Raw genomic sequence first — 22,089 nt, 5'->3', positions numbered from 1 at the left:
AAAATACATTCTTTGTTATAATTTGTTGTAGAGGTGAAGGACATGTCAAACAAACTTGAAACAGGTATTCAATATATGCAAGAAGGAAACTGGGAAGAAGCTGCTAAAAATTTCACAGAAGCAATCGAAGAAAATCCGAAAGATGCGCTTGGATACATTAATTTTGCGAACTTATTAGATGTACTAGGTGATAGTGAAAGAGCAATTTTATTTTATAAACGTGCATTAGAATTAGATGATAAATCTGCGGCTGCTTATTATGGATTAGGAAATGTATATTACGGTCAAGAGCAATTTGCAGAGGCAAAGGCTGTATTTGAACAAGCGATGCAAGCGGGATTACAATCAGCTGATGTAACATTTATGTTAGGTATTACACATGTGCAGCTTGGAAATGATCGTCTTGCACTTCCATTTTTACAAAGAGCAACAGAATTAGATGAAAACGATGTAGAGGCTGTGTTCCAGTGCGGACTTTGCTTTGCACGTTTAGAACATATTCAAGAGGCGAAACCTTATTTTGAAAAGGTATTAGAAATGGATGAAGAGCATGCAGATGCGTATTATAATTTAGGTGTTGCGTACGTATTTGAAGAAAATAACGAGAAGGCTCTTACTTTATTTAAGAAAGCAACTGAAATTCAGCCAGATCACTTTTTAGCTGGTAATGGTGTTCGTTTATTGGAGCAAGAAGCTGAATAAGATGAAAATATAGTTTAATGGGTAGTTATCCCTCATCTAAATAGGTGGGGGATGTACTGCTCATTAAAGTGAAACGAACCGGAAAGGAGAGGAAAGATGGGAAATCAACATGCAATGGATTTGTTTGAGGAAGATAAAAAGTTTATAAAAGCGCAAGTTCTTCACACCATTTTCCACAACGAAGAAAACCTCTATTCCGTTGTCAGTATGAAAGTCATTGAGACGAATGAAACGTACGACGAAAAAAAAGTGATGATAAACGGTCATTTTCCCCGCATGCATGAAGATGAAGTGTTTACATTGACAGGGCATTTTAAAGACCATCCGAAGTATGGGAAACAATATTTAGTTGAAACATTTAAGAAAGAATTGCCGCAAACAAAAGCTGGTATGGTGCAATATTTAGCGAGTGATTTATTTAAAGGGATAGGAAAGCGTACAGCTGAAAAAATTGTGGATCATCTTGGGGAACATGCCATCTCTAAAATTATGGATGATCCAGATGCGTTAAATGGTGTTGTCAATAAGCAAAAAGCTCAAGAAATATATGAGACAATTGTTGAACATCAAGGACTAGAGAAAGTAATGAGTTTTTTAAATGGTTACGGTTTTGGAACGAAGCTTTCTATTAAGATTTACCAGCAATATAAAGAGATGACATTAGAAGTGATTCGTAATAATCCGTATAAGCTTATTGAAGAAGTGGACGGGATTGGATTTGGAAGAGCGGATGATATAGGACGTGCGTTAGGTATATCGGGTAATCATGATGACCGTGTACGTGCGGGTTGTTTTTATACGTTAGAGAATGTTTCATTGCAACTTGGTCATGTTTATATGGGGAAAAATCAACTTGTAAGAGAAACGATGTCACTTTTAAATAATCAAGAAGGAAGAGTGACCGAGGAAGACATTGTAGCTTGCGTTGAAATGATGCAAAGTGAAGGGAAAGTTATCATAGAAGAAGAACGAGTGTATTTAGCATCGTTATTCTACTCAGAAAAAGGTGTTGTAAAGTCTATTCGCAGGCTTATGAATCAGGAGGAAACACCCTCATTTCCTGAAGCAGAAGTGTTAAAGACGTTAGGTCAAATTGAAGAACAACTGAATGTACAGTATGCACCGTTTCAACAAGAAGCGATTCAAACGGCACTTCATAAACCGATGATGTTATTGACAGGTGGACCAGGAACAGGGAAAACAACAGTTATTAAAGGAATTGTTGAAATGTATGCGTCACTTCATGGCCTATCGTTAAATCCGAATGAATACAGTGACGATAATCCATTTCCGATATTATTAACGGCCCCAACAGGAAGAGCAGCGAAGCGAATGAGTGAATCAACAGGGCTTCCAGCTTGTACAATTCACCGTTTACTTGGCTGGACCCCAGAAGGGTCTTTCCAGCGTAATGAAACGGATCCGGTACAAGGGAAATTGCTTATTATTGATGAATTTTCAATGGTTGATATTTGGCTTGCAAATCAGCTGTTTAAATCATTGCCGACTAACATTCAAGTTATCGTTGTAGGTGATGAAGATCAATTACCATCTGTAGGACCTGGACAAGTGTTGAAAGATTTATTGAATGCAGGTGCAGTTCCAACAGTGAAGCTTACTGAAATTTATCGTCAAGCGGAAGGCTCATCTGTTATTCAACTCGCCCATGCGATAAAAAATGGAACGCTTCCACCAGATTTAGCGCAAAATCAAAAAGATCGTTCATTTATCGGCTGTACAGGAGCTCAAATTGTTGAGGTTGTTAAGAAGGTTTGTGAAAATGCTAAGACAAAAGGGTTTAGCGCAAGAGATGTACAAGTACTGGCCCCGATGTATCGTGGCCCTGCCGGTATTAATGTACTAAACGAAGCGTTGCAAGAAGTGTTTAATCCGAAAAGGGAAAAGAGTAAAGAAATTGCTTACGGTGATGTTGTATACCGAAGAGGCGATAAAGTACTGCAACTCGTTAATCAACCGGAGAGCCAAGTGTTTAATGGTGATATCGGAGAAATTGTTTCGGTGTTTTATGCGAAAGAGAACGTTGAACAACAAGATATGATTATCGTTTCATTTGATGGAATTGAGGTAACGTATACAAAGCCAGACTTAAATCAAATTACACATGCCTATTGCTGTTCGATTCATAAATCGCAAGGTAGTGAGTTTCCGATTGTGATTATGCCGATAGTGAAAAGTTACAATCGTATGTTACGTCGTAATTTAATTTACACTGGTATTACAAGAAGTAAAAAGTTCCTCATTATTTGCGGGGAGGAAGCAGCTTTCCAATCTGGTGTAAATCGCCTTGATGATGCAATGCGTCAAACGACTTTAGCGAATCGTTTGCAAGAATCACAAGGAGAAGTACAGATGGTAACAGTTAATGGCGAAGAAATGGACGTGGAAAACATTTCACCGTATGATTTCATGTAACAAGGTGAAATTATATAGTGAAACTTTCAAACGTATAACGTTGAAAGGCTCCAGCAATGTATAAATGAATGCGGTTTGGACATAATGGCGAATAGAATCTGGGAGACTGTAAGGAGATGAAAGCCATATGTTCATTTGTCCAAATTGCAAAGGGAAAGACATTGGAAAAATAGGTGTCAACCAATTTTATTGCTGGAATTGTTATATCGAATTATCGGTTTCAAAAGGGAAAATCCATACGCATCAAGTAGAGGAAGATGGTTCATTAAGCTCTCTTGATGATTTATTTGATGAGAACGAAAGAACGATCGGATAACGAAAAGGGGGATTTACTTTGAATCTACGCAATTCATTAATCGCATTAGGTGTTGGAGCGGCAGCATATCAATATGCTCGCAAGCAAGATGTATTTTCAAAACGCAATATGAAAAAAGCACGTAAGATGATTAAATCTTATTTATAAGCGCAAAAAACTCCCTTCATGATAAGGGAGTTTTTTTTATGCACTTGTATGTAAATATAAAAGTCCAATTTCAGAGAAGAGATACGATAGGCCGTAACATCCAACGCCAAGCATTCCGTAATGAAATAACTGCGTCGCCCTTTCTTTTCGCGAGGAACGAATAAAGAAACCTTTCCAAATCCCAAACCCGATACAAACCCATTCAAGAATCATAAAAAGTGCTGATAATACGAGCATAAATAAAACCATTATTAGCCCTCCTGATTATATTGTTTCATGCTGCATTCTCAGGGGTGGTTGTCCTTGTTATGTTATGTATATGTATGTCTTTACAAAACAGTATGGTCTGCACGAAAAGATTTTAAAACTTTTGCACATAACCTACCCTGTTTATTTTCAAAATAAAGGTGGAGGAGGTTTTTCGTGTGAAGAATCTTAAAATCATTTGGATATATCGTTTAGGGTTATTGTTACTAGTATTTCTTTGTTTACTTGTCTTTTTAAAAATTAAGCCGCTATGGGCACCGATTATTTTTGTATTTAAAGTGGCAATTACACCGTTTCTTATTGCATGCTTTATTGCGTATTTATTGCATCCTTTAATTGAAAAAATTCATAAAGAAGGGATGCCACGTACACTTGCTATCTTGCTTATTTACATCCTTTTCTTTGGCGGAATTGGTTATGGGATTTATAAAGGAACGCCAGTTGTTATTAAACAGTTACAAGAGATTAATGAACAATTTCCGCAGTTTACAAAAATGTATGATTCTTGGATGGATGGCGTCACAGAACAAACAGCAAATTTCCCATCATTTATTCATGAAAAGGTGAAACAAATTTTTGTTGGTGTAGAAACGAAGATACAATCACTTTTAAATAAAGTGATGAGTACGGCTCGTGGCGTACTGGATTCGTTGCTTATTATTTTCTTAATACCGTTCATTGTATTTTACATATTAAAAGATTACGGTGAATTTTATCACATCTTTTGGAAACTAGTCCCAAGTAAGTGGCGTAGTACAGGGCAAATGCTGGCGAAGGAAATTGATAAGTCACTCGGAAGTTATATTCGAGGACAGTTATTTGTTTGCTTAGTATTAGGGGGAGTATCTGTTCTTTCCTTTTGGTTTATCGGTATGAAATATCCACTATTACTCGGCATTATTATTGGGGTAACGGATATAATCCCGTACTTCGGTCCTATTTTAGGGGCGATTCCGACATTGATGATTGCGGCAACGGTATCAACGAGTTTACTCATTAAGGCGGGAATTACGATTGCTATTTTGCAGTTTTTGGAAAGTAACATTTTATCACCTTACATCGTTGGTAAGTCACTTCGTATGCATCCTGTTATTATTATGCTTGCATTACTAGTTGGAGGAGAGATAGCTGGGATTGTAGGATTACTAATATCAGTTCCAATTTTAGCGGTTATTCGTACAGTGATTGTTCATGTAAGACCTCTTTGGAAAAAAGAAGATGTGTAATATGAAAGCCCTCTACTTATAAAAGTAGAGGGCTTTCATTATTTAGAGAGTTGCTCGTGTATTTGTTGAACGAGAGAGCTTACATCATTTGTTTGAATATGCTTTATTTTTTTCCATTCATTATCGTACATAAATATAATTTGATTGCTGAAAAGCCGCTTTTGCTCTTTTAGATTAGAAATGTTTGCAAAAGAGTACTCTTCAAATATTGGGTTCTTACTTACATCTGGTCCATAAAAGAAGAGCCGTTTGTTCGTTAAAATTAACAGTCCTGGTCTTGCAACGGAACGATAAATAAATATATCTAATGAACATGCATTGTAAAATAATATCGTTTCGTCAGTCGTTAATATGTTTTTAGCCTTGTTCAATAAAGTTGTCATTTTGCTCGCTCCTTTATTATTGATAATTTAATTATAACAAAAAAATAATATTCTGAAAAAAATATAGAGGTAGTACAATTTATTAATAAATGCATAATATATTGAAAGGCTGTTAAGAATGAATAGTAGAATAACTATGGTTAATGCAATATAAATGATTATCTACATTGACAAACTTAAGAGAATTCTATTATATTTAGTCATATAATACATTAAATCAATGACGGAAAAAGTACGTTACAGTCCATTTATAGAGAGAAGCTTCCATATGGCTGAAAGAAGCTTTAAATGAAGGGTAACAGAAAGCTAATCCTGAGAGCAGCTAATCACTGCCGTCTTGCCACGTTACGGCACCATGAGGTGATGAATTGATTGTTATAATAATCAATTCATAATTAGGGTGGTATCGCGAGTTAACTCTCGTCCCTTTTATAGGGGCGGGAGTTTTTTATATTTAAGGAGGAAAATACAATGAAACAACTAACAGGCGCACAAATTCGTCAAATGTTTTTAGACTTTTTCCAAGAAAAAGGACATGCAGTAGAACCTAGTGCATCACTAGTTCCGCATGAAGATCCATCTCTGTTATGGATTAACAGTGGTGTAGCGACATTAAAAAAATATTTTGATGGACGTGTAATCCCGCAAAATCCACGTATTACAAATGCCCAAAAATCAATTCGTACAAACGATATTGAAAACGTAGGGAAAACAGCTCGTCACCATACATTCTTTGAAATGTTAGGAAACTTCTCAATCGGTGATTACTTTAAAGAAGAAGCAATTACTTGGGCTTGGGAATTCTTAACGAGCGACAAATGGATCGGATTCGATAAAGAATTACTATCAGTTACAATCCATCCAGAAGATGAAGAAGCATTCACAATTTGGAACGAAAAAATGGGTGTTCCAAAAGAGCGCATCATCCGTTTAGAAGAAAACTTCTGGGATATCGGTGAAGGACCAAGCGGACCGAATACAGAGATTTTCTATGACCGCGGAGAAGCTTATGGTAATGACTTTAGTGACCCAGAATTATATCCAGGCGGAGAAAACGAGCGTTACTTAGAAGTATGGAACCTTGTATTCTCTCAATTTAACCATAATCCAGACGGTTCATATACACCGCTTCCTAAGAAAAACATCGATACAGGGATGGGTCTAGAGCGTATGACATCTATCGTTCAAGATGTACCTACAAACTTTGATACAGACTTATTCATGCCGATGATTGGCGCAACAGAATCAATTTCTGGTGAGAAGTATCGTAATGGTGACTTAGAAAAAGATATGGCGTTTAAAGTAATTGCTGACCATATCCGTACAGTAACATTTGCTGTAGGTGACGGTGCTCTTCCATCTAACGAAGGCCGTGGTTATGTATTACGTCGTTTATTACGCCGCGCGGTTCGTTATTCGAAGAAATTAAACATCAACCGTCCATTCATGTTTGAATTAGTGCCGGTTGTTGGAGAGGTAATGAAAGACTTCTACCCAGAAGTACTTGAAAAGAAAGATTTCATAGCAAAAGTTGTGAAAAATGAAGAAGAGCGTTTCCATGAAACACTTCATGATGGGGAAGCAATTTTAGCTGAAGTTATCACAAAAGCAAAAGAGGAAAAAACAACTGTTATTTCTGGAGTAGATGCGTTCCGTCTATATGACACATATGGTTTCCCGATTGAATTAACAGAAGAATATGCAGAAGAAGCTGGTATGACAGTTGATCAGGAAGGCTTTGAAAGTGAAATGGAAAAACAACGTGAGCGCGCACGTGCTGCTCGTCAAGACGTTGATTCTATGCAAGTTCAAGGCGGTGTCCTTGGAGAAGTGAAAGTAGCGAGCGAGTTCGTTGGTTACGGTACAGTTGCAACAGAAAGTAACGTTGTTGCACTTGTGAAAAACGGCGAATACACAGATAGCTTACAAGCTGGTGAAGAAGGGCAATTAATGCTTGATGTAACACCATTCTATGCTGAGAGCGGTGGACAAATTGCAGACCGTGGTTACCTTCTTGCTGACGGCGTGAAAGTACTTGTAAAAGACGTACAAAAAGCACCAAATGGTCAAAACTTACACAAAGTTGTTGTTGAAGAAGGTACATTAACGAAAGATGCGGCTGTGAAAGCTATTATCGACACGAAAAACCGTAGTAGCGTTGTGAAAAACCATACAGCAACTCACTTACTACACCAAGCATTAAAAGACGTACTTGGAACGCATGTTAACCAAGCAGGTTCTCTTGTAACTTCTGAACGTTTACGCTTTGATTTCTCTCACTTCGGTCAAGTACAAGCTGACGAATTAGAAAAAATTGAGCGTATCGTAAACGAGAAAATTTGGGAAAGTATTGATGTTGAGATTTCTCAAAAAGCAATTGAAGAAGCGAAAGAAATGGGCGCAATGGCATTATTCGGTGAAAAATACGGTGATGTTGTACGCGTTGTACAAGTAGGCGATTATAGCTTAGAGCTTTGCGGTGGTTGTCACGTTGATAACACAGCTTCAATTGGTATTTTCAAAATCGTTGCTGAGTCTGGTATCGGTGCAGGAACGCGTCGTATTGAAGCAGTAACTGGTAAATCTGCATACGAATTAATGAACGATCAAGTAGGTTTATTAAAAGAAGCAGCAGGAAAAATGAAAACAAACCCGAAAGATATTTTAACAAGAGTGGATGGTTTATTTGCTGAAGTAAAACAACTTCAAAAAGAAAACGAATCTCTTGCTGCAAAATTAAGCAATATTGAAGCTGGAAACTTAACTGATTCAGTAATGACAGTTGATGGCGTAAACGTATTAGCAGCGAAAGTAAACGTTGCAGATATGAACAACTTACGTACGATGATGGATGACCTGAAAAATAAATTAGAGTCTGCAGTTGTCGTATTAGCGTCTGTAAATGATGATAAAGTAAACATCTTAGCTGGCGTAACGAAAGATTTAATTAGCCAAGGTTACCATGCTGGTAAACTTGTGAAAGAAGTAGCTTCTCGTTGTGGCGGCGGTGGTGGTGGCCGTCCTGACATGGCTCAAGCAGGCGGTAAAAACCCAGCGCAAGTTGAGGAAGCTTTAGCATTTGTACAAGAGTACGTTAAATCTGTTTCAAAATAAAGAGATAGTAGTGTACAATGGTAGGGAGAGGAGAAGTTCTTCTCCCTATACTTACTATATAAGTGAGGTGCTTGAAATGGACGGTTTTGATAAAACAATGAAGTTTAGCATTCAAGATGAAAAACAGAGTGTCCATGTAAATGATGTACTTTTAACTGTGTATGATGCACTTCAAGAAAAAGGCTATAATCCGATTAACCAAATCGTCGGTTATTTATTAAGTGGAGACCCAGCATACATACCTCGCCATAAAGATGCACGAAGCATCATTCGCAAGCTTGAACGTGATGAGTTAATTGAAGAGCTTGTGAAGTCGTACTTGAAACATCATCGTGAGGAGTAGTTTATGCGGATATTAGGTTTAGATGTAGGTACAAAAACAGTCGGAGTTGCAATGAGCGACGAAATGGGCTGGACAGCGCAAGGGCTGGAAACAATCAGGATTAACGAAGAACGAGGCCACTTTGGTTTTGATCGTATTTCTGAGTTAGTAAAGCAATACAATGTGGACAAAATAGTAGTAGGTTTACCTAAAAATATGAATGGTACAATTGGCCCACGTGGTGAAGCGTGCCAGCAATTTGCAGAAAACCTGCGAAATCTGTTACAATTAGAAGTTGTAATGTGGGACGAGCGTTTGTCAACGATGGCAGCGGAACGTCTGCTCATTTCAGCTGATGTGAGTCGTAAGAAGCGAAAACAGGTAATTGATAAGATGGCTGCAGTCGTAATCTTACAAGGATTTTTAGATAGTAAATAAGAGGTGACCAAAATGGAAGAAAATCAAATTACAATTGTAGACGAAAAAGGTAACGAACATTTATGTGAAATTATTTTCACTTTTGATGCTGAAAAATTTGGCAAAAAATCATACGTAGTCTTCTCTCCAATCGGTGAAGTAGACGAAGATGGAGACCCAATTTATGATGCAATGGCTTATGAGCAAAATGAAGAAGAGGGCGGAAGTTTACTTCCAATCGAATCTGAAGAAGAGTGGGAAATGGTACAAGAAATGTTCAACACTCTAGCTGATGAGCAAGAAGCTGAATAATAAGTACTGAAAAGGTGGACGACATATAGTCCACCTTTTTTTATATGTAAAATGAAAGATTTTTTGTCGAAACCGTGTAATCCTTTGTAGTATAATGAGACGGATTGTAGAAAAATAAAATGTCTATCTAAAAAAAGATAAATAAATTTATTGTGTTTTTATATCGTGTTGTATAGAAAGATATACATACGGTCTACAATTTAATTAAGGAGGAAGAGTGTTGATAGAGAATCAAGTGAAAAAAAAGCGTAGACGTCTTTTTTTATTTTCGATTATTGCACTGCTTTTAGTTTGTGGTTCAGTCTATGCGTATATTTCATCCGCATTAGGACCAGTTGATAGCGGGAATAAAAAAGAGATTGAAGTAGAAATTCCAAAAGGATCATCTACTAGTAAAATTGGTGAGATTTTAGAAGAAAAAGGTGCTGTGAAAAACAGTACAGTTTTTAGTTTTTATACAAAGGCTAAATCTAAAAATTTACAAGCGGGTACATATTTATTAAATCCTTCAATGAGTGCCTCAGATGTTATTGAACAAATGTCATCTGGTAATGTACATCGTCCAGCTCTTTATAAAGTGACGATAAAAGAAGGTGCACAAGTAACTGAAATTGCAGAAACGGTTGCAAACGAATTAAAGTGGAATAAAGATGATGTCGTACGTCAATTAAACGATAAAGCATTTATTCAAAAAATGCAGCAAAAGTATCCGAAGTTGTTAACGGATAAAATCTTTGATAGCAATATTAAATATCCATTAGAAGGTTATTTATATCCTGCGACGTACTCTTTCTATAAAAAAGATACGACGTTAGAAGAAATTGTAATTCCAATGCTTGAGAAAACGAATGCAATCATTGTTCAAAACGAGGCAAAAATGAAAGCGAAAAACTGGGATGTTCATCAGCTTTTAACATTGTCTTCACTTATTGAAGAAGAGGCAACAGGCTTTACAGATCGTCAAAAAATCTCTAGTGTCTTTTATAATCGTTTGGAAAAAGGTATGCCCCTGCAAACTGATCCAACGGTATTATATGCACTTGGAAAGCATAAACAACGTGTATTATACGAAGATTTAAAGATCAACTCACCGTACAATACGTATGTTGTGAAAGGATTGCCGGTTGGTCCGATTGCAAACTCTGGTAAACATTCAGTGGAAGCGGCGTTAGAGCCTGCACAAACAGATTATTATTATTTCTTAGCTGCACCAACTGGTGAAGTGTACTATGCGAAAACATTGGAAGAGCATAATGCATTAAAGCAAAAATATATTACGAAAAAACAGTGAAATGGGGAGGGATAGCGAAAAATGTCGCACATCCCTCTTTTTTGTGGTAAAATATATCGGGTTAAAAACTGGCAGAAGAATCGTTTTTAATATCAAAACGGGACGTACAAGCTAAGGATGAAGCTGGCTTGTATTTTTATTGCATTCTATGTGTGAAAAGACGTCATAGAGGCACTTCTCCATGTAAATAAGGAGGACCATTATGGAGGATGCAGTTAACGAGTACCTATTATCATTTATTGATCCGAAAGATAAATTAATTCTTGAAATGGAAGATTATGCGAAAGAAAATCATGTGCCGATTATGGATCGACTTGGAATGGAATTTATGTTGCAATTTTTACGTTTAATTGGACCAAAAAGCATTTTAGAGCTTGGTACAGCAATTGGTTATTCTAGTATTCGTATGATGCAAGCTATTCCAAATTCTCGCATTGTGACAGTTGAACGCAATCGTGAGCGATATGAAAAAGCACTTGAATATATAGAATGTTCATCAGTTAAAGAGCGTATTTCTGTTATTTACGGTGATGCGTTAGAAACAGGTGAGCAAGTAGAAGAACATGGAACGTTTGACGTTATTTTTATTGATGCAGCAAAAGGACAATATCGTCGCTTTTTTGACTTATATGAACCGTTATTAAACCCTGGTGGCGTAATTATTTCAGATAATGTTATGTACCATGGCCTTGTAACGACAAAAGAGAAAATTGAAAACAGACGTACACGTGGTTTAATCCGTCGTATTAAGACGTACAATGAATGGCTTATGAACCATGAAGGATATGATACAACGATTTTCCCAATTGGTGATGGAGTAGCTGTTAGTAAAAAGAGAGGGTGACCAAGGTATGAAGAAACCTGAATTGTTAGTAACGCCAAAAGCAGTAGTGGATATCGAACCTCTTGCGAAAGCAGGAGCAGATGCGGTAATGATCGGTGAGCAAAAGTTCGGTTTACGTTTAGCAGGGGAATTTTCACGTGAAGATGTGAAACAAGCTGTGAAGATTGCGCATGAAAATGGTGTGAAAGTATACGTAGCAATGAACGCTATGTTCCACAATGATAAAGTAGACGAATTAACAGATTATGTTGCATTTTTAAACGAAGTAAGTGTAGATGCAATTGTTTTCGGAGACCCAGCAGTATTAATGGCGGTCCGAGAAGTAGCGCCAAATATGCAATTGCACTGGAATACAGAAACAACAGCAACAAACTGGTTTACTTGTAACTACTGGGGACAAAGAGGAGCAAAACGCGCTGTATTAGCTCGTGAGCTTAGCTTAGATGAAATTGTTGAATTAAAAGAAAATGCTGAAGTGGAACTTGAAGTACAAATTCACGGTATGACTTGTATGTTCCAATCGAAGCGTTCCTTAGTAGGAAACTACTTTGAGTATCAAGGACGTAATCTTGACATTGAAAAGAAAAAATATGAAGAGAATATGTTCTTATATGACCCAGAGCGTAACAATAAATATCCAATTTATGAAGATGAAAATGGTACTCACATTATGAGTCCAAACGATATTTGTTTCATCGATGAGTTAGAAGAACTAATTGACGCTGAAGTCGCTAGCTTAAAAGTTGATGGTGTACTAAAAAGCTCTGCATACATTATTGAGGTAACGAAGAAATATCGTAAAGCAATTGATTTATGTGTAGAAGATCGTGATGCGTATTATGACGTGAAAGACGATTTATATAAAGAGATAGAAGAAATGCAACCAGTAAATCGTCCGTTAGATACAGGATTCTTCTTTAAAGAGACGGTTTACTAAACGAGGAGGGTGTAGGAAATGACTGTACAAGAAATTTCACGAGTAATCGATGGCAAACGCGTTATTGTGAAGAAACCTGAACTGTTAATCCCTGCGGGTAACTTAGAAAAATTAAAAGTAGCTATCCATTATGGGGCAGATGCTGTATATTTAGGTGGACAAGAATTTGGTCTTCGTTCGAATGCAGGTAACTTTACACTGGAAGAAATGGCAGAAGGTGTTGAATTTGCAAAGAAATATGGAGCAAAAATATATGTAACAACAAATATCTTTGCACATAATGAAAATATGGACGGGCTAGAGGAATATTTAAAAGGGATTGAAAAAGCTGGCGTAACAGGAATTATCGTTGCTGATCCGCTTATTATTGAGACTTGTAAACGTGTAGCGCCTTCTGTTGAAGTGCATTTAAGTACACAACAATCACTATCCAACTGGAAAGCAGCACAGTATTGGAAAGAAGAAGGTTTACATCGTCTTGTATTAGCTCGTGAAGCAAGCTATGAAGAAATGAAAGAAATTAAAGAAAAAGTGGATATTGAAATTGAAGCATTCGTCCATGGTGCAATGTGTATCGCATATTCAGGCAGATGTACGTTAAGTAACCATATGACAGCACGTGACTCTAACCGTGGTGGTTGTTGTCAATCTTGCCGTTGGGACTATGATTTAGTTCAAACAGTATCACAACATAAAGATGCAAAAGAGCTTCCTCTATTCCAAGAAGAAGATGCTCACTTTGCAATGAGTCCAAAAGACTTAAATTTAATTTTATCAATTCCGAAAATGATTGAAATTGGAATTGATAGCTTAAAAGTTGAAGGACGTATGAAATCAATCCATTACGTAGCAACTGTAGCAACGGTATACCGTAAAGTAATTGATGCGTATTGTGCGGATCCGGATAATTTTGAGTTTAAACAAGAATGGTTAGATGAGCTTGATAAATGTGCAAATCGTGATACAGCTCCCGCATTCTTTGAAGGGGTTCCAGGACATCAAGAGCAAATGTTTGGAAATCATAGTAAGAAAACAACGTATGATTTCGCTGGTTTAGTGTTAGATTATAATGAAGAAACAGGCATCGTAACGATTGAGCAACGTAATCATTTCAAACCAGGACATGAAGTGGAGTTCTTTGGGCCAGAAATAGAAAACTTTACGCAGACGGTGGAGAAAATTTGGGATGAGGATGGAAACGAATTAGATGCAGCGAGACATCCGCTGCAAATCGTGAAATTCAAAGTGGATCAACCAGTGTATGTGAATAATATGATGCGCAAAAGCATACTTCAATAAGAAAGAGTTGATAGTCGAATGGGGACGAATAAGCCTGTTGTAATTGGAATTGCTGGTGGTTCGGGATCAGGTAAAACGAGTGTAACGAAAGCGATTTTTGACCATTTTAAAGGTCATTCTATTTTAATCTTAGAGCAAGATTATTATTACAAAGATCAAAGCCATTTACCAATGGAAGAGCGTTTAAAAACAAATTATGATCATCCGCTTGCGTTTGATAATGATCTGTTAATTGAACATTTGCAGCAGTTACTTGCATATGAGCAAATTGATAAGCCTGTATATGACTATACATTGCATACGCGTTCAGAAGAAGTTATTCCAGTTGAGCCGAAAGATGTAATCATTTTAGAAGGAATTCTTATTTTAGAAGACCCACGTCTTTGTGAGTTAATGGACATTAAGCTATTCGTTGATACAGATGCAGATCTTCGTATTTTACGCCGCATGCAGCGTGATATTAAGGAACGCGGCCGTACGATGGATTCAGTTATTGATCAATACGTAAGTGTTGTACGTCCAATGCACAATCAATTTATTGAGCCTTCTAAGAAATTTGCGGATATTATTATCCCTGAAGGTGGACAAAACCATGTTGCAATTGATATTATGGTGACAAAAATTGCAACAATTCTTGAACAAAAAGTAAATTTGTAATAGCATAGTAAAAGATATACGATAGGAAGGGATTTTTTCCCTTCCTATCGAATACAATGAAACATGCAACCTCATCTATATATAGGTGAGGGCATATTTATATCAACTTTCCATACATATCTTCTTTATATAAAGAGGAATTGGGAATACGGGGTTGTATGTGACAACTCCGCTAGTACAGGCGTGCTAGAAACCTCCGCTATACATATAAGTGGGGGAGTTTTCATATGGAACTCCTCTTTTTTTCGGGGGATTGGTATATAAAAGGAGTGGAAAATATGGCAACAGAAAAAACATACCCTATGACGCAAGAGGGTAAGCAAAAGCTAGAGAACGAACTTGAAGATTTAAAAACGGTAAAACGTAAAGAGGTTGTAGAGCGAATTAAGATTGCACGTAGCTTCGGAGATCTTTCTGAGAACTCTGAGTATGATGCAGCGAAAGATGAGCAAGCGTTCGTAGAAGGACGTATTACACAATTAGAAAACATGATTCGTAACGCAGTTATCATCACAGATAACGGCGAAGAGTCTACAGTTGTTACATTAGGTAAAACAGTAACATTTAAAGAGTTACCAGGTGGAGATGAAGAATCTTACACAATCGTAGGTAGCGCAGAAGCAGATCCATTTGAAGGAAGAATTTCTAACGATTCTCCAATTGCAAAAAGCTTATTAGGTAAGCAAATTGGTGAGAAGGTAGCAATCCAAACTCCAGGTGGAGAAATGCAAGTAGAGATTATCTCTGTAAAATAATAAAAAATCACTCGTGTAAAAGCGAGTGATTTTTTTATTTGTATAAAAGATGAAACACTCCGTCCAAACTATAATAGACGAGGTGTTTTTTTATGAAAATAAAACGGAGAATTACAATTGTTTTAATTTGTTTTATATGTATCATGTTTATTTTACTTTGTCGTTTAATTCAAATACAAATTATAGATACAGAATCATTTACAGATCGTAAGATAAATTTAATTGAAAAAAGTGTTACACAACGGACGCAGTCCATTACGGTAGATGATGGACGAGGCCATTTTATAGATCGGAACGGTAAGGAAATAGGTGAGAAAAAGTATCCTGTTTTAATTGTTTTTCCATTTCTACAAATAAAAAATGACATGTTAGAGAAAATTGCGCATATCATTGGTGTGTCGAGACAAGAGATTGAAAGTCAAATGAAAGACAAGAAAAGTGCATTTATCATGCAAAGGGGAAATGGTCCATTTCGCTTGGCACGAGAGCAGATGGAGAAGGTAAATCAATTAAATGTATTAGGTACTGTAGCAGCTGAAGTTCGTTTACGGCAAACTGGCAGGGTGAATCATTTAATTGGCGATGTGGGGGAGAATGAACGAGAATTTCAAAAACGATACGGAGAAGTAAGAAAAATTTCAAGGCAAACGCCAATTGGTATTTCAGGATTGCAGCAATCATTTGATGAATTTCTTTTGACCGATGGAGAGGCAAAAGTATTGTATCAAGTGGACCGACAAGGGGAACCGATTTTTGGAAAACAAGCGAAATATACTGCGCCTGGAAATCCGTTTTATCCAGTGACGATTCAAACAACTTTACATAACAGGTTACAGCAAAAAGCAGAAGAAGTGGTTGAAGCAAGCGAAATAAAGAAGGGGGGATTAGTATTACTTGATGTAAAGACAAATGAAATTTTAGCGATGGTCAGTAAACCATCTGTGCAGGTGAAGGATGAGCGTTTATATACAACTACACTTGAAAATCAAATGTTGACACCACATTTTCCCGGTTCTGTTTTTAAAACAATAGTTGCAGCGGCAGTGATTGATCAAAATGAAAATGTGTTTAATCGTACATTTAATTGTAATCAAGATTTATATGGTGAAGACCACCCACAAGTTATGATGGGTACACTTAGTTTTAAAGAGAGCTTTGCTAGAAGCTGTAACAGGACATTTTCAGAGTTAGGTAATGAGCTAATACAAAAGGATAAGATGGTGTTAGAAACTTACGTAGCAGCGTTAGGAGCCGCTAGTAAGGTTGGATGGAAAGGTTCTGTATTTCATACAACTCATTTTGAGCAAATGCCAGAGGAGAAGAGGGTTACGATTTGGGGTAGTGAAGGAAATAAGAATAGTAAAAAGGCGGTAGCGCAAACAGCAATTGGACAAAAAGATGTACGTATGTCACCTCTAGCGATTGCAAATATGATGGCGACGATTGCTAGAGGTGGAGAAAAGATGGAAGTGAAAGCTGTGGAAAAAATAATGTATAAAAATGGAACGGACTTCTATACATTTGAAGACCATACATTAGGTGGAAAACAGCTTTCCTATGAAACGGTGAAAACATTACAAGAGTTATTAAGGGGCGTTGTAACAACGGAGAAAGGAACAGGAGCAGCATTCAGGTCGTTACCACTAAGTGTTGCCGGAAAATCTGGGACAGCGCAAACAGGAAAAGGGATGAAAGTGAATCGTTGGTTTGCAGGTTATTTTCCATATGAAAATCCAAGATATGCTTTAGTTGTCGTGGATATAGAAACGAATAGCAATGTAAATAAAGTTACACCTATTTTCAAAGCTATCGTAGAATCAATCTATCGATTAGAGAATGAAAAGTAATCTTGCAATTCATAGTGAAATGTTTTCATTTCGTGAAAATATTATTGTAAATGTTCAACCTTTCTAGATTTAATGTTACAATAGCAAGTATGAAAAACTGCATGGAGGTTTGAAGAATGGCAGGAGGATCTAGATTCCAACAGAAACAACAAAAACGTCGTCAAAACGGTGTTTTAAATATTGCAATTGCAATTGTATTAATATTAGTAGCTATTGTATCATATCAATTGTTTGTTCCTGAAAGAAAAGAACAAGCGTCTTCTAGTGATAAAAAAGTAGCTCAGCAAACAACAAAAGAGAATAAGTCTGAGAAAGCTAAAGGCAAAGAAGAGACGAAGAAGAACGAGCAAGATAAGGCAGAGGCTAAGAATAAGGAAGAAGAGAAGCAAAAGGCTGAAGAAGAACAGAAAAAAGCTGAAGAAGAAGCGAAAGCTAACGAGAAAGTACCAGCTGAAAAAACACAGCCAAAGGCAACTGACGCTTATACGAAGTCTTCTTGGAAGCCAGTAGGTACAGAGCAAGGTGCAACACCTGCGATGACGTTTAAAAAAGGTACAGCAGATTGGAATGAGATGAACCAAGCAATTTCAGCTGCAATTGACGTTCCAGTAGAGCAATTAGTTATTCATCGAATCGGAAATAACGGTAAAAATAAAGCTTACGGTAACGTACAAGATAAACAATCAGGTAAAAAATATTATGTAAATATTGATTGGGTAGAGAATGAGGGCTGGAAACCAGTACTGGTTCAAACTCTAAACTAAAAAAGAGAGGCTCCTTAGGAGCTTCTCTTTTTTGTTAACGCAATTTTTTTAATTTAAAATGAACAACCGCGCTATAATACGGTCTTTTGCTTTCAGGATCCATAACCATTTGATGTGAGATGTGATGAACTTCAAGCATAAGTGCTTTATTATTATCAATTTGTTCACTAATTTTTCGTTCTAAAGAAGCTAAGTCTCCCGCTTCAAAAAATTCTACTTTATCTTCTAACATTTCAAAGGTAAATGACATGAAGACGGCCCCTCTCCTGTGTAATCAACTATAGTGTAACAAAGAAAAGAAGGAAATACCATGTACATTTCAATTGACATTTTTAGAAAGAGGGCATATTATACTGATAAAACCGATAAGAAAAAGGGGAATTTTTATGGGTACAGAATTTAATGGTTTATTTGATGAGTGGGCTCATACGTACGACTCATTTGTACAAGGCGAAGATATACAATATAAAGAAGTTTTCGCCCATTATGAGGACATTCTAGAGGATGTAGTTAACAAGTCATTTGGTAATGTATTAGAATTTGGTGTTGGTACTGGCAATTTAACAAATAAATTATTGTTTGCTGGACGCACAGTTTACGGTATAGAACCGTCACGTGAAATGCGCATGATTGCAAAAGAGAAATTACCAAAAGAATTTTCCATTACAGAAGGTGATTTTCTTTCGTTTGAAGTCCCAAATTCAATTGATACCATAGTAAGCACCTACGCATTTCATCATTTAACAGATGATGAAAAAAATGTAGCGATTGCGAAGTATAGTCAATTGCTAAACAAAGGTGGTAAAATAGTGTTTGCTGATACGATATTTGCAGATCAAGATGCATATGATAAAACTGTTGAAACAGCAAAACAAAGAGGTTTCCATCAGTTAGCAAACGATTTGCAAACGGAATACTATACACGTATTCCAGTCATGCAGTCTATTTTTGAAAACAATGGCTTCCATGTAACGTTTACGAGATTAAATCATTTCGTTTGGGTAATGGAGGCAACTAAGCAATAGAAAGAGGGATTAGATTGAGAATTGCTGTAATTGGAGCAATGGAAGAAGAAGTACGTATTTTACGTGACAAATTAGAACAAGCAGAAACAGAAACGGTTGCGGGTTGTGAATTTACGAAAGGACAATTAGCAGGACACGAAGTAATCTTGTTAAAGTCTGGTATTGGTAAAGTAAATGCAGCGATGTCAACGACAATTTTATTAGAAAGATATAAGCCTGAAAAAGTAATTAATACTGGTTCAGCTGGTGGCTTCCATCATTCTCTAAACGTTGGAGATGTAGTTATTTCAACAGAAGTTCGTCATCATGACGTAGATGTAACAGCATTTAACTATGAGTATGGTCAAGTACCAGGAATGCCTCCTGGATTCAAGGCTGATGAAGCATTAGTTACATTAGCTGAGAAATGTATGCAGGCAGAAGAAAATATTCAAGTTGTAAAAGGTATGATTGCAACAGGTGATTCATTTATGAGTGATCCGAACCGCGTTGCAGCAATTCGTGATAAATTTGAAGACCTTTATGCAGTAGAAATGGAAGCAGCAGCTGTTGCACAAGTATGCCACCAATATGAAGTTCCGTTTGTTATTATTCGTGCACTTTCTGATATTGCAGGTAAAGAATCAAATGTTTCATTTGATCAATTTTTAGATCAAGCAGCTCTTCATTCTACAAACTTTATCGTAAAAGTACTAGAAGAGTTAAAGTAATGTAACAAAAAGGCAACTGTCTCATATAAAGAAAATACATACAGTTGCCTTTTCTTTATTGGCAAATAAGGGGGAGAACACGATGAATGTATATCGTGGAGTTCATGAGTTGATTGGTCATACACCAATTGTAGAAATTACTCGTTTTTCACTTCCAGAAGGGGTCCGTTTATTTGCAAAGCTTGAATTTTATAACCCAGGTGGAAGCGTTAAGGACCGTTTAGGAAGAGAATTAATCGAAGATGCGCTAGAAAAAGGGCTTGTTACCCAGGGTGGAACAATTATTGAACCAACTGCTGGAAATACTGGTATTGGACTGGCACTTGCAGCGTTACAACATGATTTACGCGTTATTGTTTGTGTACCAGAGAAATTTAGTATTGAAAAACAAGAATTAATGAAAGCACTAGGCGCAACGGTCGTGCATACACCGACTGAGCAAGGAATGACCGGCGCAATTGCAAAAGCAAAAGAATTAGTAAATGAAATACCGAATTCATACTCTCCAAGTCAGTTTGCGAATGAAGCAAACCCGCGTGCTTATTTCAAAACACTAGGTCCTGAACTGTGGGATGCACTGAACGGAGAGATTAACATATTTGTTGCAGGAGCAGGAACTGGTGGTACATTCATGGGGACTGCATCTTATTTGAAAGAAAAAAATATAGATATAAAAACGGTTATTGTCGAACCAGAAGGATCTATTTTAAATGGTGGTAAAGCTGGTTCGCATGAAACAGAAGGGATTGGCCTTGAATTTATCCCGCCATTTTTGAAAACATCTTATTTTGATGAAATTCATACAATTTCTGATCGAAATGCATTTTTACGAGTGAAGGAATTAGCGCAAAAAGAAGGACTGCTCGTTGGGAGCTCTTCCGGAGCAGCATTTCATGCAAGTTTACTTGAAGCAGAGAAAGCGGCGCCAGGTACAAATATTGTAACGATTTTTCCTGATAGTAGTGAGCGCTATTTAAGTAAAGACATATACAAAGGATGGGAATAAAAAATGAGAGCAAAGACAAAATTAATTCATGGTATTCGCATAGGAGAACCTTCAACTGGATCTGTAAATGTACCGATTTATCAAACAAGTACGTACAAACAAGAAGCAGTTGGTAAGCATCAAGGATATGAATATTCACGTACAGGCAACCCAACACGTGCAGCTTTAGAAGAAATGATTGCAGTATTAGAAAACGGTCATGCTGGTTTTGCATTTGGTTCAGGAATGGCTGCTATTACAGCTACAATTATGTTGTTCTCAAAAGGTGACCACGTTATTTTAACAGATGATGTGTATGGTGGAACGTACCGCGTTATCACGAAAGTATTAAATCGCTTCGGCATTGAGCATACATTTGTAGATACAACAAACCTAGAGGAAGTTGTAGAAGCGATTCGTCCAAATACGAAAGCGATTTATGTGGAAACACCAACGAACCCATTACTGAAAATTACTGATATTAAGAAAATATCTACTCTTGCTAAAGAGAAAGATTTATTAACAATTATCGATAACACATTCATGACGCCATATTGGCAGTCGCCGATTACTTTAGGAGCAGACATTGTACTTCATAGTGCAACGAAATATTTAGGGGGTCATAGTGACGTAGTTGCAGGCCTAGTAGTTGTAAATAGCCCGCAATTAGCAGAAGACCTTCACTTTGTACAAAACTCAACAGGAGGCATTCTTGGCCCACAAGATAGCTTCTTACTACTTCGTGGTTTAAAAACATTAGGAATTCGAATGGAAGAGCATGAAACGAATTCACGTGCAATTGCTGAGTTTTTAAATAACCATCCAAAAGTAAATAAAGTATATTACCCAGGTCTTGCATCACATCAAAACCATGAACTAGCGACAGAGCAAGCAAATGGATTTGGTGCTATTATCTCATTTGATGTAGATAGTGAAGAAACATTAAATAAAGTACTAGAGAACTTACAATACTTTACACTTGCTGAAAGTTTAGGGGCAGTAGAAAGTTTAATTTCTATCCCATCTCAAATGACACATGCATCAATCCCAGCAGATCGTCGTAAAGAGCTAGGAATTACAGATACATTAATTCGTATTTCTGTCGGTATTGAAGACGGTGAAGATTTAATTGAAGATCTAGCACAAGCGTTAGCATAGTAAAAATGCACTGCTCATATAGGCAGTGCATTTTTATTACATCTTTTTGTGAAAAACTTCACAAAATAGACATACACAAATGAAATCATTTCATGTATATTAAGTTCATGAAGTGTTACTCACGAACAAACTTGTGAAATATTTCACAAACAATGAGGTTCATGTAGGAAAGCAACTC

Annotated in this window: 24 protein-coding genes and 1 other annotated feature; of the genes, 21 read left to right on the top strand and 3 right to left on the bottom strand. The window is 36.8% G+C overall.

The genetic code is table 11. From position 1 onward, the window contains the following. Positions 1 to 42: 42 nt before the first annotated feature. From DM800_RS21785 to DM800_RS21770, 4 genes are all read left to right on the top strand, one after another. Positions 43 to 702, top strand: a complete 660-nt coding sequence (locus DM800_RS21785; RefSeq protein ID WP_000066396.1) for a tetratricopeptide repeat protein — start codon at positions 43 to 45, stop codon at positions 700 to 702. A gap of 96 nt (positions 703 to 798) precedes the next feature. Beyond that, complete coding sequence (gene recD2 / locus DM800_RS21780; protein WP_046958828.1) at positions 799 to 3,135, top strand: SF1B family DNA helicase RecD2; 2,337 nt, start codon at positions 799 to 801, stop codon at positions 3,133 to 3,135. A 127-nt stretch (positions 3,136 to 3,262) separates the two neighbouring features. Beyond that, the gene (locus DM800_RS21775) at positions 3,263 to 3,451 is read left to right on the top strand and encodes a hypothetical protein (RefSeq protein WP_000469281.1); all 189 of its coding nucleotides are present in this window, start codon (positions 3,263 to 3,265) and stop codon (positions 3,449 to 3,451) included. Between the two features lie 18 nt (positions 3,452 to 3,469). After that, entirely contained in the window at positions 3,470 to 3,598 is a 129-nt protein-coding gene (locus tag DM800_RS21770; RefSeq protein ID WP_001053553.1) for a YrzQ family protein, read from the top strand. 36 nt (positions 3,599 to 3,634) lie between these two features. Here DM800_RS21770 and DM800_RS21765 read toward each other — a convergent pair whose 3' ends face one another. Further along, positions 3,635 to 3,847 carry a hypothetical protein gene (locus tag DM800_RS21765; protein ID WP_088093514.1) on the bottom strand — a complete coding sequence of 71 codons (213 nt, stop codon included), beginning with the start codon at positions 3,845 to 3,847 and terminating at the stop codon, positions 3,635 to 3,637. A gap of 176 nt (positions 3,848 to 4,023) precedes the next feature. On the opposite strand from DM800_RS21765, the gene DM800_RS21760 reads away from it, so the two are divergent. Further along, on the top strand, positions 4,024 to 5,091 hold the full coding sequence (locus tag DM800_RS21760; protein ID WP_048541428.1) for an AI-2E family transporter: 1,068 nt from the start codon (positions 4,024 to 4,026) through the stop codon (positions 5,089 to 5,091). Between the two features lie 38 nt (positions 5,092 to 5,129). Here the strand turns inward: DM800_RS21760 and DM800_RS21755 are convergent, their stop codons facing one another. Beyond that, positions 5,130 to 5,474 (bottom strand): PH domain-containing protein, encoded by a 345-nt coding sequence (locus tag DM800_RS21755; protein ID WP_147787568.1) that lies wholly within the window; start codon positions 5,472 to 5,474, stop codon positions 5,130 to 5,132. A gap of 211 nt (positions 5,475 to 5,685) precedes the next feature. After that, positions 5,686 to 5,905, top strand: a binding site (T-box leader). 40 nt (positions 5,906 to 5,945) lie between these two features. On the opposite strand from DM800_RS21755, the gene alaS reads away from it, so the two are divergent. From alaS to DM800_RS21695, 12 genes are all read left to right on the top strand, one after another. Next, complete coding sequence (alaS, locus tag DM800_RS21750) at positions 5,946 to 8,588, top strand: alanine--tRNA ligase (protein ID WP_048541432.1); 2,643 nt, start codon at positions 5,946 to 5,948, stop codon at positions 8,586 to 8,588. 76 nt (positions 8,589 to 8,664) lie between these two features. Next, complete coding sequence (locus DM800_RS21745; RefSeq protein ID WP_000348590.1) at positions 8,665 to 8,931, top strand: IreB family regulatory phosphoprotein; 267 nt, start codon at positions 8,665 to 8,667, stop codon at positions 8,929 to 8,931. Between the two features lie 3 nt (positions 8,932 to 8,934). Continuing rightward, a complete protein-coding gene (gene ruvX / locus DM800_RS21740) occupies positions 8,935 to 9,348 on the top strand; it encodes a Holliday junction resolvase RuvX (protein WP_001221204.1) in 414 nt (137 codons plus the stop codon). 12 nt (positions 9,349 to 9,360) lie between these two features. Further along, a complete protein-coding gene (locus DM800_RS21735) occupies positions 9,361 to 9,639 on the top strand; it encodes a DUF1292 domain-containing protein (RefSeq protein WP_000392245.1) in 279 nt (92 codons plus the stop codon). A 220-nt stretch (positions 9,640 to 9,859) separates the two neighbouring features. Continuing rightward, a complete protein-coding gene (gene mltG, locus DM800_RS21730; protein ID WP_147787567.1) occupies positions 9,860 to 10,930 on the top strand; it encodes an endolytic transglycosylase MltG in 1,071 nt (356 codons plus the stop codon). A 202-nt stretch (positions 10,931 to 11,132) separates the two neighbouring features. Beyond that, entirely contained in the window at positions 11,133 to 11,774 is a 642-nt protein-coding gene (locus DM800_RS21725; RefSeq protein WP_097906788.1) for an O-methyltransferase, read from the top strand. Between the two features lie 7 nt (positions 11,775 to 11,781). Further along, complete coding sequence (locus DM800_RS21720; RefSeq protein ID WP_000742789.1) at positions 11,782 to 12,711, top strand: peptidase U32 family protein; 930 nt, start codon at positions 11,782 to 11,784, stop codon at positions 12,709 to 12,711. 18 nt (positions 12,712 to 12,729) lie between these two features. Next, the gene (locus DM800_RS21715; RefSeq protein WP_000217969.1) at positions 12,730 to 14,010 is read left to right on the top strand and encodes a peptidase U32 family protein; all 1,281 of its coding nucleotides are present in this window, start codon (positions 12,730 to 12,732) and stop codon (positions 14,008 to 14,010) included. Between the two features lie 18 nt (positions 14,011 to 14,028). Next, a complete protein-coding gene (gene udk, locus DM800_RS21710; protein ID WP_000537082.1) occupies positions 14,029 to 14,667 on the top strand; it encodes a uridine kinase in 639 nt (212 codons plus the stop codon). 278 nt (positions 14,668 to 14,945) lie between these two features. Continuing rightward, a complete protein-coding gene (gene greA, locus DM800_RS21705) occupies positions 14,946 to 15,422 on the top strand; it encodes a transcription elongation factor GreA (protein WP_000179964.1) in 477 nt (158 codons plus the stop codon). A 92-nt stretch (positions 15,423 to 15,514) separates the two neighbouring features. Next, the gene (locus DM800_RS21700; protein WP_147787566.1) at positions 15,515 to 17,269 is read left to right on the top strand and encodes a peptidoglycan D,D-transpeptidase FtsI family protein; all 1,755 of its coding nucleotides are present in this window, start codon (positions 15,515 to 15,517) and stop codon (positions 17,267 to 17,269) included. 116 nt (positions 17,270 to 17,385) lie between these two features. After that, a complete protein-coding gene (locus tag DM800_RS21695) occupies positions 17,386 to 18,033 on the top strand; it encodes a YrrS family protein (protein ID WP_060488236.1) in 648 nt (215 codons plus the stop codon). Between the two features lie 34 nt (positions 18,034 to 18,067). Here the strand turns inward: DM800_RS21695 and DM800_RS21690 are convergent, their stop codons facing one another. After that, positions 18,068 to 18,283 (bottom strand): YrzA family protein, encoded by a 216-nt coding sequence (locus DM800_RS21690; protein WP_000010984.1) that lies wholly within the window; start codon positions 18,281 to 18,283, stop codon positions 18,068 to 18,070. A gap of 136 nt (positions 18,284 to 18,419) precedes the next feature. Between DM800_RS21690 and DM800_RS21685 the strand changes: the two genes are divergently transcribed. From DM800_RS21685 to DM800_RS21670, 4 genes are all read left to right on the top strand, one after another. Then, positions 18,420 to 19,058: a class I SAM-dependent DNA methyltransferase gene (locus tag DM800_RS21685; RefSeq protein WP_000536314.1), complete on the top strand. Its 639-nt coding sequence runs from the start codon at positions 18,420 to 18,422 to the stop codon at positions 19,056 to 19,058. 14 nt (positions 19,059 to 19,072) lie between these two features. Next, entirely contained in the window at positions 19,073 to 19,768 is a 696-nt protein-coding gene (gene mtnN, locus DM800_RS21680) for a 5'-methylthioadenosine/S-adenosylhomocysteine nucleosidase (protein WP_048531328.1), read from the top strand. Between the two features lie 82 nt (positions 19,769 to 19,850). Further along, a complete protein-coding gene (locus DM800_RS21675) occupies positions 19,851 to 20,774 on the top strand; it encodes an O-acetylserine dependent cystathionine beta-synthase (RefSeq protein ID WP_097906792.1) in 924 nt (307 codons plus the stop codon). Positions 20,775 to 20,777: 3 nt separating this feature from the next. Then, positions 20,778 to 21,911 carry a bifunctional cystathionine gamma-lyase/homocysteine desulfhydrase gene (locus tag DM800_RS21670; RefSeq protein ID WP_046956311.1) on the top strand — a complete coding sequence of 378 codons (1,134 nt, stop codon included), beginning with the start codon at positions 20,778 to 20,780 and terminating at the stop codon, positions 21,909 to 21,911. Positions 21,912 to 22,089: the final 178 nt, after the last annotated feature.

Origin of the sequence: Bacillus sp. AY18-3 (assembly GCF_008042305.1) — a bacterium.
Lineage (GTDB): Bacteria > Bacillota > Bacilli > Bacillales > Bacillaceae_G > Bacillus_A > Bacillus_A wiedmannii.
The sequence above is the reverse complement of the archived record's forward strand: the minus strand, read 5'-3'. Positions and strand labels throughout refer to the sequence as shown.

Excerpts from the sequence above, each read along its gene's own strand:
- DM800_RS21690 (WP_000010984.1), bottom strand. The coding sequence starts at position 18,283 with ATGTCATTTACCTTTGAAATGTTAGAAGATAAAGTAGAATTTTTTGAA.
- DM800_RS21735 (WP_000392245.1), top strand. The coding sequence starts at position 9,361 with ATGGAAGAAAATCAAATTACAATTGTAGACGAAAAAGGTAACGAACAT.
- DM800_RS21715 (WP_000217969.1), top strand. The coding sequence starts at position 12,730 with ATGACTGTACAAGAAATTTCACGAGTAATCGATGGCAAACGCGTTATT.
- DM800_RS21685 (WP_000536314.1), top strand. The coding sequence starts at position 18,420 with ATGGGTACAGAATTTAATGGTTTATTTGATGAGTGGGCTCATACGTAC.
- DM800_RS21675 (WP_097906792.1), top strand. The coding sequence starts at position 19,851 with ATGAATGTATATCGTGGAGTTCATGAGTTGATTGGTCATACACCAATT.
- alaS (WP_048541432.1), top strand. The coding sequence starts at position 5,946 with ATGAAACAACTAACAGGCGCACAAATTCGTCAAATGTTTTTAGACTTT.
- recD2 (WP_046958828.1), top strand. The coding sequence starts at position 799 with ATGGGAAATCAACATGCAATGGATTTGTTTGAGGAAGATAAAAAGTTT.
- DM800_RS21720 (WP_000742789.1), top strand. The coding sequence starts at position 11,782 with ATGAAGAAACCTGAATTGTTAGTAACGCCAAAAGCAGTAGTGGATATC.
- DM800_RS21785 (WP_000066396.1), top strand. The coding sequence starts at position 43 with ATGTCAAACAAACTTGAAACAGGTATTCAATATATGCAAGAAGGAAAC.
- DM800_RS21755 (WP_147787568.1), bottom strand. The coding sequence starts at position 5,474 with ATGACAACTTTATTGAACAAGGCTAAAAACATATTAACGACTGACGAA.
- greA (WP_000179964.1), top strand. The coding sequence starts at position 14,946 with ATGGCAACAGAAAAAACATACCCTATGACGCAAGAGGGTAAGCAAAAG.
- DM800_RS21700 (WP_147787566.1), top strand. The coding sequence starts at position 15,515 with ATGAAAATAAAACGGAGAATTACAATTGTTTTAATTTGTTTTATATGT.
- DM800_RS21745 (WP_000348590.1), top strand. The coding sequence starts at position 8,665 with ATGGACGGTTTTGATAAAACAATGAAGTTTAGCATTCAAGATGAAAAA.
- ruvX (WP_001221204.1), top strand. The coding sequence starts at position 8,935 with ATGCGGATATTAGGTTTAGATGTAGGTACAAAAACAGTCGGAGTTGCA.
- DM800_RS21670 (WP_046956311.1), top strand. The coding sequence starts at position 20,778 with ATGAGAGCAAAGACAAAATTAATTCATGGTATTCGCATAGGAGAACCT.
- DM800_RS21695 (WP_060488236.1), top strand. The coding sequence starts at position 17,386 with ATGGCAGGAGGATCTAGATTCCAACAGAAACAACAAAAACGTCGTCAA.
- udk (WP_000537082.1), top strand. The coding sequence starts at position 14,029 with ATGGGGACGAATAAGCCTGTTGTAATTGGAATTGCTGGTGGTTCGGGA.
- DM800_RS21725 (WP_097906788.1), top strand. The coding sequence starts at position 11,133 with ATGGAGGATGCAGTTAACGAGTACCTATTATCATTTATTGATCCGAAA.
- DM800_RS21765 (WP_088093514.1), bottom strand. The coding sequence starts at position 3,847 with ATGGTTTTATTTATGCTCGTATTATCAGCACTTTTTATGATTCTTGAA.
- DM800_RS21775 (WP_000469281.1), top strand. The coding sequence starts at position 3,263 with ATGTTCATTTGTCCAAATTGCAAAGGGAAAGACATTGGAAAAATAGGT.